The sequence below is a fragment of the Stenoxybacter acetivorans DSM 19021 genome (assembly GCF_000745895.1).
In the GTDB taxonomy this organism is placed as follows: domain Bacteria; phylum Pseudomonadota; class Gammaproteobacteria; order Burkholderiales; family Neisseriaceae; genus Stenoxybacter; species Stenoxybacter acetivorans.
In genome coordinates, this window is record NZ_JQKE01000075.1 from 1 (window position 1) to 10,989 (window position 10,989).

Annotated in this window: 5 protein-coding genes and 1 pseudogene; 1 reads left to right on the plus strand and 5 read right to left on the minus strand. The window is 45.2% G+C overall.

Annotated features, from left to right (window positions below):
• Positions 1–502: 502 nt before the first annotated feature.
• The 3 genes from Q384_RS09730 to Q384_RS09745 form a co-directional block, all read right to left on the minus strand.
• A complete protein-coding gene (locus Q384_RS09730) occupies positions 503–1,954 on the minus strand; it encodes an L-lactate permease (RefSeq protein WP_037587540.1) in 1,452 nt (483 codons plus the stop codon).
• Positions 1,948–2,994, minus strand: a complete 1,047-nt coding sequence (locus tag Q384_RS09735; RefSeq protein WP_037587543.1) for an iron-containing redox enzyme family protein — start codon at positions 2,992–2,994, stop codon at positions 1,948–1,950. Before Q384_RS09735 ends, Q384_RS09730 begins: the two co-directional genes overlap by 7 nt.
• 617 nt (positions 2,995–3,611) lie before the next feature.
• On the minus strand, positions 3,612–4,490 hold the full coding sequence (locus Q384_RS09745) for a DMT family transporter (RefSeq protein WP_037587548.1): 879 nt from the start codon (positions 4,488–4,490) through the stop codon (positions 3,612–3,614).
• Between the two features lie 304 nt (positions 4,491–4,794).
• On the opposite strand from Q384_RS09745, the gene recB reads away from it, so the two are divergent.
• Entirely contained in the window at positions 4,795–8,382 is a 3,588-nt protein-coding gene (recB, locus tag Q384_RS09750) for an exodeoxyribonuclease V subunit beta (protein WP_037587550.1), read from the plus strand.
• Between the two features lie 139 nt (positions 8,383–8,521).
• On the opposite strand, the gene Q384_RS14380 is transcribed toward recB, so the two are convergent.
• The gene (locus Q384_RS14380) at positions 8,522–10,327 is read right to left on the minus strand and encodes a tetratricopeptide repeat protein (RefSeq protein WP_051940853.1); all 1,806 of its coding nucleotides are present in this window, start codon (positions 10,325–10,327) and stop codon (positions 8,522–8,524) included.
• Positions 10,302–10,989, minus strand: a pseudogene (locus Q384_RS13645) (hypothetical protein); the annotation flags it as partial. The pseudogene Q384_RS13645 and the gene Q384_RS14380, both read right to left, overlap by 26 nt.

Below are 10,989 nucleotides of genomic sequence, written 5' to 3' on the forward strand. Positions count from 1 at the left end.
TGCCGCCAGCGTTCAATCTGAGCCAGGATCAAACTCTTATGTTTAATCTCAGCTTGTTTCCTTAAGCTGTGTCTTTCAACACAACCTAAGCTGGTCTGATTCAAAGAAATTGACAAGTCTTGATATTAAGTTAAACTTAATTCTTTTCTTGTCTTCTCGAATTCAGTGTGGGCTTCTGTTGCACCCACACTTATCGGTAATCTGTTTTGTTAAAGAGCGTTGCTTCCGCTTGGGTTTTACACTAAACTAGTATGTTCAGCGGTGTTTCCTTGTCGCTTCAGCGAAGAAAGCGAACTATACGCAATCACCATTTCACCGTCAAGCTGTTTGGCAAAAAAAATTTTAACTTTCTTTTAAAATATCTGTTTTTATTGTGATTATTTTTTACCTATATTCGCCTGATACGCTGCGTTTCCAACGCTCTATACAGTTTCAGGCAGCCTGAAAGCGATGCACCTGCCGCCAAAACAGGGGGGTCTTCGCTTCTGTTCTCTACCGCCGTTCACTTCCAGATGTAATAAATTGCCGCGCTGATGATGTACGCGATGTACATCAGCCCTGCGCTTTTGAAGCCGAATTTCAGCAACTCGCTTTGCTCCGCCTTTTCATCGGCGGGCTTGCCTACGGCATCGGCGATACTCAACGCTAAAATAATAATGGGCAGCGACACAAATACAGTATGACCCGCGCTGCTGTTTTGAAGTGCGGCGAACAGCAATTCATGGTGAAACATTGCGCCGATTTGCTCTTGCATATTAATCAGCAATGCGTTTGCACCCAAGTTAGAGCCTGCAATAAACCCGCTCAACATGCCAAGCAAAGGCGATATAAAGAGATACAGCCAAATACTGCTGTTTTTGGGTATGGTTTGAATAAACGCTTCGATAAACCCCGCGAAAAACAGGAATTGCGACAACACAATAAACACAAACAAGGTTGAGCAGGTTTTATAACTTTGTTTCCACGGCAGCGACGGCTTTTGCTTTGTTTTCCACGCCCACAGCAAGGTTGCCGACAACAGTGCCAAACCCGGGCTTTTCAGCAGATAAAAATGGCTGCTATCGCCTGAGACGCTCAATTGCTCGGTGATGTTCGGGAAAGAAACGGCGATAATTTTGATAAGCAACACCAGCAACACCACCCACAAATAAGGGGAAAGCTGTTTGAACAACAACTTCAACTCGGGAAATGGGTTATTGCGGTTACTCGCGTTGAGTATAAAAAACCACAACACAAAATTCACAAACCCCGCCATTGCGCCCGCCAACTCCACCCAACCGAGCAAGTTAAACGCCAGCAGCAAAACAGAAAACGAAACAGCCGCCGCCAGCGGCAAAAAGTAATGGCGGGCGGAATTCCCGCCGATTAAATACGCGGCAATCACGGCAATGCACGGAAATACGCCGAAGCTGATCAACGCGCTGGCACTGCCCAGTGAAGCGATATTTTGCTGAGTTAAATTTGCCGCAACAATGGTTGCCAGCCCCAACGTTCCCCACGGCATAATATTCATGCTCAGCAACGATAATTTCATCGCGGCTTGGCGGGGGAACATCGCCATAAACACAGGCACAGCCAGCAACAAAGACACGCCAAAACCCGTAATGGATTCCAATGCGGGCAGCAACCCAAACAGCAGCAGAGATATTTTCGCGGTTTGATGCAACGGCAGTTCAGACAGCCGTTTATCCAATTGCTTGGTTTGCCCCGTTTGTTTCAGCAGCAACCCCAACATCAGCCCCGTAAAAATCACGGCAAACGCATTCAGTGTCAGCACCAGTGAATTAGACAGCGTTTTTAACAAAACCTCGCCGTTTAAATAGGTTGCCTGAAGCACAACAGAGAGCGCAACCGCCCACACAATGCCGAACAGCCCTGCCGAAAACCCGCTTTTTTTCCACACGGTAATCATTAACAGGCTGACAATCACGGGAGATAACAAAATAATCAGCATGATTGGCAATCTTTGCTTTTGTAAAACGATAGCATGCGATCATAAGCATGAACTGCCGTGACAATAGCCAGCTGCGAGCCATAATAGATTTTGTCAATTTCCTGAGAAGTAAGTAATGGTGTTTGATAACGAATAGCTTCAACCAATTCATACGTATGGTGAGGATCAATCGTATGGTGTTTTTCAAAATAAATTAAATAATCATCATTATCCAACCCCAACCGTTTCATTCCCGCCATAATTTTGCTGAAATGGCATTCAACCCATTGCTCTGTTGTTGTAAAGCAACCATATGCCGACAATCTCATTGAAGGGCGAGTTAGTAACGCATTAAATATATTTGACGTTAACGAAGTAAACCAAGGTTTATCGACATTCCTCCAAGATAAAAACTCATCTTCAGTTCCCATTTGATGAAGCAATCTTCTTAGCCAATATGTATGAAAATTTTGCAAAACACCATTGCCGCATTCGTCCCAAAAATTTGAAGCAACAACCTTTTTCATTGCTCCTTGTAAACCCAAACCCAGCATAGATACTTCATCATCCACATATTCATTTCTGCATATCTCAGTTTTGAGAAAATGCAACATAGAATCCAATGTCATCTCTGTCGCAACATAATCAAAGAATTGATGATTTAATCCTGCGTTATGAATGGATATTTTTTCAAAATAATCTGCCAGCTCCTGTTGCGTTAGAATGTTTGATTTGGTTTCAAGCAAGCCCAACCAATTTTGTATAAAATAGTCCTCAATTTCATGTTTTTTATAATAAATCTTACTCTCAAATCCAGTGTCTTTTATATTAAAAATTGGGCTGTCCCTATAATTATAGATATAAGAATATATTAAATTAAGTGATATATTTATTTTTTCACCAACTTGATCGAAACCACTATCTTTTTTAAAAAAATCAGAAAAATCAAAGCTATTCAGAATGCAATCTATATTAGCATTACTGCGAAACACACCAACAGGTGGCCAATACATATCCTGTAATGCTGGCAAATCTTTTTCAATGGAATTTCTCTTTGACATGATGACTACCTTTCTTTATATCAATGAATTAAATGTTTATAAAATAAAACCAGCATCGGCAAAATTATATATTTTTCTGACTATAGCCAAATTCAATATCCTCATGCCAAAATGCAACGGCAGTTCAGACACCGTTTATCCAATTGCTTGGTTTACCCCATTTGTTTCAGCAGCACCAAATATCAACACCAGAGAATTAAACAACACTTTTAACAAAATCTCGCCGTTTTAAAGTGATTACCTGAAGCGAAATTACCCATGCAATGCCAAGCACTCTCGCCGAAAACCTGCTTTTTCTCCACACGACAATTATTAATAGACTGACAATCAATTTCAGAATTATTACTGCTGTTACTATATCAGTAGCTAAGTGAACTAGCATGTTACTTTAGATAAAAAATATCTATTATTATGATATTTTATGTTTATTTACAGCTATGCTATTATTTTCTACAGAGAGAAAATAATGACCTACTCTTTAATTTAGATGAGAGCGGACTTCAGCGAAATTAATGTTCAGATATTCGGCAAACGAAACAGTGTGTAAGAATTCAGCACGGCCGATAATCCTTACAGACCATATATTATTTTTTCGAAGATAAGAAATATTCCCAATATCACACAGTTTGTTTATACAAATTTGGCAATATTGGTATAAAAATTGAAATGAATATCAACAAGCTGCCAAAGATAACATTATATCCCAAGACTTCATGCAACAATACAACCGAAAATATCATTGAAAAAATCGGTTCTAAGTTATATATAATGGTTGCCCGCTCCGGTGAAACTTTTGATTGATACCGCATTTGAATCCAAAAGGCGATTACCGTTGCAAAGACAGCGGTTACTATCAGCGCAACAATCAAATCACCATTCCAGCTTTCCGGCAAAATTAATGATTCCGACAGTATGCACATGATTAAAAACAATATTGCCGCAATAAAAAATTGAATGGTAATTAAAACAAGTACATCAACTTTACCACTTATCTTATCGATGATTAAAATATGTATTGCGCTGAAAAGGGAACCCATAATCACAAAAGCGTCCCCTTTGTTTAAATTTATATTCAACAATGATTTAGAAGATAAAATACAAACACCAATAATGGCAATTATGATAGACAATATTGCCAATTTCTCTATACTTTTCTTAAAGACCACATAATTAATTAAAGGAACCCAAATAATAGCAAGTGCAGATAAGAAACCGGTATTGGTAGAACTGGTTAAACTCAGCCCTTTAATAAACAATAAAAATATAAGAAAAAGAAGGATACCCAATATCAATCCATAAACCATAGACTTAACATCCATAAACTCTTTTTTAAAATAACATAATGGAAGCAACATCAAAAAAGCCAATAAAAATCGTAACCATAAGACAGAAAATATGCCATATGAACCGATTACCGATTTCATCGCAGGAAAGCCAAGCCCCCAAAATACAGCCACCAACAATAACAGCAATTCATACCGAATATTCTTAATCATTAATATTTCTTTCTTTAGATACCAAAAAGTGCATCAAATAGCTTTCCGGCAAAATAATCAATATGTTCTGTTTTTGTGTTTCTGCCAAAGCCAATTCTGAGTGCTAAATTAGCTTGCTCTGTTGTTAATCTCACAGCGGTCAGCACATGGGCGGGTTGTTGATTTTCAGTATGACAAGCTGAACCTCAAGAGAGACAAATCAGATAAATTTTGCAGCAGCAACTGATTATTATTTCTGTGAAAAGTATAAACAAAAATAGTATCATAAGCATGATTTAATTTAAAAAATTTATAAACCGCTCCCATGACCGCCCACACATTCAACCCGCTCACCCTGCCTTTAAACGGCAATATTTTAATTGAAGCCTCTGCGGGCACAGGCAAAACCTACAATATCGCCGCATTGTTTGCCCGTTTAATCTTGCTGGAGAAAATGACGGTTGATCGTGTGTTGGTGGTAACTTTCACCAAAGCCGCCACCGCCGAATTGAAAATCCGTTTGCGCAGCCGCCTCAACGAAGCCTTGCTGGCATTGCGTTCACAGCGTGATGACGGCAAACCGCCTGAAGATGATTTTTTGCGCGATTTGCTTCTCCAAGCCTTATCAAAAGAGTCGTCCGAAAAACTCATACTGCGTCTTCAGGCAGCCATCAGCCAGTTTGACCAAGCCGCCATTTACACCATTCACGGCTTTTGCCAGCGGGTGCTGACCGACTACGCTTTCTGGTGTCAAACGCCGTTTGATACCGAAACGGCAGAGCCCAACCCGCAATTACTGCTCACTTTTGCACAAGATTATTGGCGCAGTCATATAAGTGATGATCCGCTGTTGGCGGCATTGGTTATTCGCAATAAACTCACGCCGCACACCGTGATTGAACAGCTGGGCAAATGGGTAAACCGCACCGAACTACACCCGAGAACACCGCCGCTTGCCGACTTGGCATCACTGCAAAAACGCGTTAATGATATTTGGCAGTCCATACACAACAGGCTGCCTGAAATGGAAACGGTATTTTGGCAAATCTATCCCAAACTCAGCGGCACTAAATTCAAAGAAAAAACCTATCAATCGGTATTCGCGCAGCTGCGCACTGCTGCCGAATGCTGCCGTGACGGCGATAACATCATGCGTTTACGCCGTTTGCATAACGACTTGGGTGAAACCCCCGACAAATGCCCGCGATTAACCACTTTTGATACAGAATACCTGCGCACCAACACCAAAAAAAACAATGTTCTCAATGATACTGATCTTGATCGGCTCGCGCCCTTGTCTGCCTTTGCCGACGCCTGCCGCGCCCTGATGGAAACGGAAGAACATGCCGCCATTCGTTTGCAGCTGGATTGTTTTGAATACGTGCATCAACAGCAGGCACAGCACAAACAACACAGCCGCCAACGCAGTTTTGATGACTTACTGAATGATACGGCGCAAGCATTGTCTGACCACAACCCGCATCACCATTTATTGGCGCAAGCACTCGCCGCACAATGGCAAATCGCCCTTTTGGACGAATTTCAAGACACCGATCCACTCCAATACCGCATATTCCAAACCGCATTCAGTGCACAAAACCGCCCGTTGCTCATGGTGGGCGACCCCAAGCAAGCAATTTACGGTTTTCGCGGTGCAGACATTCACGCTTATTTACAAGCCGCCGCCGACACACCAATAGAACAGCGTTATACCTTAAACACCAATTACCGCAGCCATGAAGCCCTGATTCAATCAGTGTCTTATTTATTTTCAGGCAGCCCGAAACCCTTTGTTTTAGACGGCATTCCCTATCCGCCGATTCATGCCAGCCGCACCCAAAGCCGTTTAACACCCAACTCGGCGGCATTCCGGATTCGCTGGTTGAACAGCAGCGACGAAAAAAGCAATAAAGATGTATTGCGCCGCCGTGCTGCCGATTGGTGCGCTGCCGAAATCGCCGCACAAATGGCACAAAGCCTTTCAGGCAGCCTGAATATCACCGATGAACAAGGAAACACCCGCCCAATCGCTGCCGGCGACATTGCCGTACTGGTACGCAAACACAGCGAAAGCCGCTTAATGGCACACGCACTCAAACAGCACGGCATTGTCAGCGTTTCATTAAATAATCAATCTGTTTTCGACACGGAACACGCCCGCCTCATGGCAGCGCTGCTCACCTTTTTACAAAACCCTCAAAAAACCGATTTATTGCGGTTTATATTGGGCAGCCCGCTTTATGCCTTCAATGCCGCCGCTTTGCAGCAGCTCAATCACAACGACACCGCCATTGACACTTGGATTCAGCGCGGCGCGGCTACCCGCGAGTGCTGGCAAAAAAACGGCATCTACGCCGCTTTGCAGCAATTTGCCGCCGCTTCCGATTTGGAACACAGTTTATTGCAGCGGCGCGACGAGCGCGGCATCACCAATTTTTGGCAGCTGGCGGAATTATTGTCTGATACCGAACAAACCATCACCGTGCCGCAAGCCCTCATCAACTGGCTCAATCGTCAAATCACCGACCACACCCGACCAAACGGCGAAAATACCATGCTGCGTTTGGAAAGCGACGAGCAGCTCGTCAAAATTGTTACCATGCACGCCGCCAAAGGCTTGGAATACCCCATTGTTTACTGCCCGTTTGCTTGGGACGCCGACAGCAACAGCCAAACATGGTCAATTGTCCACCAACACCAGCAAACCGAACTCATTCACAAAAATCTGCTCAGCACCGACGACACCGCCCACCAAACAACAGAACAATTAAGCGAATCCTTGCGTCTGTATTACGTTGCCCTAACCCGCGCCCGCGAGCAAATTACCCTTTACGCCGCCGACAGCAGCGCAGCCAAAAACAACGCTTTGATTTATTTAATCACCAACGGAAAACTTGCCGATGACATCAGCAAAACCGCCATTCAAACAACTTGGCAAGACTGCTTAAACCAAGCTCCCCAAACCACTGATTTTGCTTGGTTCACCGACGCACCCGCCGCAGCCGCATCATTTTCGCCGCCGCCGGCGAAACAAACTTATCAAGCCAATGCCTTGCCGCACCGCCGATTTCAATTTATCCGCCAAACCAGCTTCACCGCACTCAGCCGTTCCCACAACAGCGGCGAAGCCATGAATCCCGATATTGACGCAGCCGAAATTACCGAATCCGCCGACACCCCTGTTTTCAGGCAGCCTGAAAACCAAGCGCCCGAAACCGCCTTGCTCGGTTTTGCACGCGGCATGAACGCGGGCGTGTGTTTGCACGCCCTCTTAGAAGAAACCGATTTTTCGCACAATGCCGCCGATCAAGTTCATCGATATCCGCCGCTCTTGGCGCAATATGGCTTCGCCGATACCCATGCCGAAATATTCATTCCCATGATTGAAGCCGTTCGCCAATGCCGTTTATCGGCAAACAGCTGTCTGGCAAACATTCCCACCAAGCAGCGTTTGGCAGAAATGGGTTTCACCCTGCATCTTCATGATTTCAGTGTTTCCCAATTACAGCACTGGTTTGCCAACACACCGCACAGGCTGCCTGAAAACATCGTTCAGACAGCCCATCTTTTGGACTTCGACACCGTAAACGGTTTTTTAAACGGTTTTATTGATTTGAGTTGCCAAGACCATGACGGCAACGTGTATGTAATTGACTACAAATCCAATTATCTGGGCAGCCGCCTCGCCGATTACCACACCGAAGCCATGAATCACGAAGTGGCAAAACACCATTATTATTTACAAGCCTTAATTTACGCCATTGCCCTTGCCCGCCACCTCCAACTCAAAAATGCCCTGCCCGACAGCATTCAAGTGCGTTACTTATTTTTGCGCGGACTGAGCGAACACAGACAAGAAGGCATCTGGTGCTGGGACATTGCCACCGAATATTTGCACGATTGGTTAATTTAGCCTGACTGCGGTTTACGCCATATACGGATACAGCAACAAGCCGATATTCACTTAAGACTTTATGCTGCTTTCATAATCGGCGTGCATGGGTTTGGCTGTTGCTGCGTTTTAAGACAATGATTTTGTGAAGTATATTTTTTTACGGCGTAGCTGATTTTTTCAGATAGCCGTCCAATGCGTTCAATAAATTACCCGGCTTTGCCATTTCACGGATTAATGCCTGCCCTGCTTTGAGTTCATCAGCACTCAATTTCTTGGCGACACGCATTTGGCTATGGTTGGCTTCATTGTCTGCCGATGAAGCGCGGGCAACATATAAATTGTAAAGCGCGTACGCAGCGACTAAATTGGTATTGACCCCTTTGTTGTTTTCATACATCAAACCAAGATTAAACTGAGCTTCCACATCACCTTGTTCCGCTGCCAAACGATACCATTTGACGGCTGCCTGATTGTCTTGCATCACACCTTGACCCGCCTCGTACATAACACCCAGATTAAACTGAGCATCAACATCACCTTGTTCCGCTGCCAAGCGATACCATTCAACGGCTGCCTGATGGTCTTGAGCCACGCCTTGACCCACCTCGTACATCAAACCAAGATTAAACTGAGCCTCCGCATTGCCTTGTTCCGCCGCTAAATGAAGCCACTTAGCAGCAGCCTGATCGTCTTGTGCCACGCCTCGACCATTAGCGTACATCAAACCAAGATTATTCTGAGCATCCACATCGCCTTGTTCTGCCGCTAAACGAAACCATTTGATGGCTGCCTGATCATCTTGCGGCACACCTGAACCTGTGGCGTACATAAAACCAAGATTAAACTGAGCCCTCGCATCACCTTGTTCCGCTGCCAAGCGATACCATTTGACGGCTTCCCTGTCATCTTGCGGTACACTTTGACCCTCAGCGTACATAACACCCAGATTAAGCTGAGCTTCCGCATCGCCTTGTTCTGCCGCCAAACGATACCATTCTACGGCTTCCTTGTCGTCTTGCCACACACCTTGACCCTCGTCGTACAGCAAACCAAGATTAAACTGAGCCGCCGCATAGCCCTGTTCCGCCGCCAAGCGATACCACTTAACGGCTGCCTGATAGTCTTGTGCAACACCTTGACCCTTGTCGTACATAAAACCCAGATTATTCTGAGCTTTCACATTACCCTGTTCCGCCGCCAAACGATACCACTTAACGGCTGCCTGATCATCTTGTGCCACACCTTGACCATTGTCGTACATCAAACCCAAATTATATTGAGCTTTCGCATCACCTTGTTCTGCTGCCAAGCGATACCATTTGACGGCTGCCTGATAATCTTGTGGCACACCTTGACCTTTGGCGTACATAAAACCAAGATTAATCTGAGCCTTGGCATCACCTTGTTCTGCTGCCAAGCGATACCATTTGACGGCTGCCTGATCATCTTGCCGTACACCTCGACCCTTGGTGTACATAACACCCAGATTATTCTGAGCCGCCGCATCACCCTGTTCCGCTGCCAAACAAAACCACTTAACGGCTTCCCTGTCATCTTGCGCCACGCCTTGACTCTTGGCGTACATCAAACCGAGATTGTATTGAGCTTTCGCATCACCTTGTTCTGCCGCCAAGCGATACCATTCAGCGGCTGCCTGATAATCTTGTGGCACACCTTGACCTTTGGCGTACATAAAACCAAGATTAATCTGAGCCTTGGCATCACCTTGTTCCGCCGCCAAACGATACCACTTGACGGCTGCCTGATCATCTTGCGCCACGCCTTGACCCACCTCGTACATAAAACCGAGATTATATTGAGCCTCCGCATCACCTTGTTCCGCCGCCAAACGATACCATTTGGCAGCTGCCTGATCATCTTGTGCCACGCCTTTACCCTCCTCGTACATCAAACCAAGATTAAACTGAGCTTTCACATTACCTACTCTGCCAATGGTTGCCATTCCCGCAAAGCAGCGGCATAATCTTGACGCTGATATGCTGCCTCTCCTTCCTGAAATCCTGCGGCAGCAAAATTGGGTAACAGCAGCAAAGCCAATATGAAACAGCCGCGATACAAGAAGGATATGAAATTGGTGCGCTTAAGCCCGCTGAAATGCTGTTTACCAATAGGTTGAGGTTATCCAGTTGGTTCAGCTGCTGTTGTAATTCGTTTCGTTCTGCTGCGCTCAGCTTCGGATTCTCCAGCGCGTTGACGATGCTGTCTCGGTTTCGGTTAATCTCGCCGCGGATGGCTTGGGTGTTGCTGTCGAATTCCTGTGTTACTTGTCTTTGTAAATCCAACTCTGCCTGTACTCTGTCTTTGTCAAAGTTGTTGTTCAGGGAGCCGCTGGCTTCTTGGTAATTCTCTGTGCTGACTTCTGTTTTGATCGCTTGTTTGATTTCTTCGGCGGTTTTGCCGGTTAATTCCTGTTGTCTCGTTTCATTGGTAATGGTGATATTGGCGGTGTTGATGCCGCTGTGAGTGGTGCTGCTTTCATGTCCGCTGTCGCTGCCGAAACCGATGGCTTGGCTGTACTTCGCTTCTCCTTTGGTTTGGGTTTCTCCTGTTTGCGGATTGGTGCTGGTTTGGTTGCTGCCTTGTTGTGCCAGCTGCATGCCGCCA

What these genes read in the sequence shown, in the direction of transcription:
- Q384_RS09730 (WP_037587540.1), bottom strand. Translation starts at nt 1,954, where the DNA reads ATGCTGATTATTTTGTTATCTCCCGTGATTGTCAGCCTGTTAATGATT.
- Q384_RS09735 (WP_037587543.1), bottom strand. Translation starts at nt 2,994, where the DNA reads ATGTCAAAGAGAAATTCCATTGAAAAAGATTTGCCAGCATTACAGGAT.
- Q384_RS09745 (WP_037587548.1), bottom strand. Translation starts at nt 4,490, where the DNA reads ATGATTAAGAATATTCGGTATGAATTGCTGTTATTGTTGGTGGCTGTA.
- recB (WP_037587550.1), top strand. Translation starts at nt 4,795, where the DNA reads ATGACCGCCCACACATTCAACCCGCTCACCCTGCCTTTAAACGGCAAT.
- Q384_RS14380 (WP_051940853.1), bottom strand. Translation starts at nt 10,327, where the DNA reads ATGGCAACCATTGGCAGAGTAGGTAATGTGAAAGCTCAGTTTAATCTT.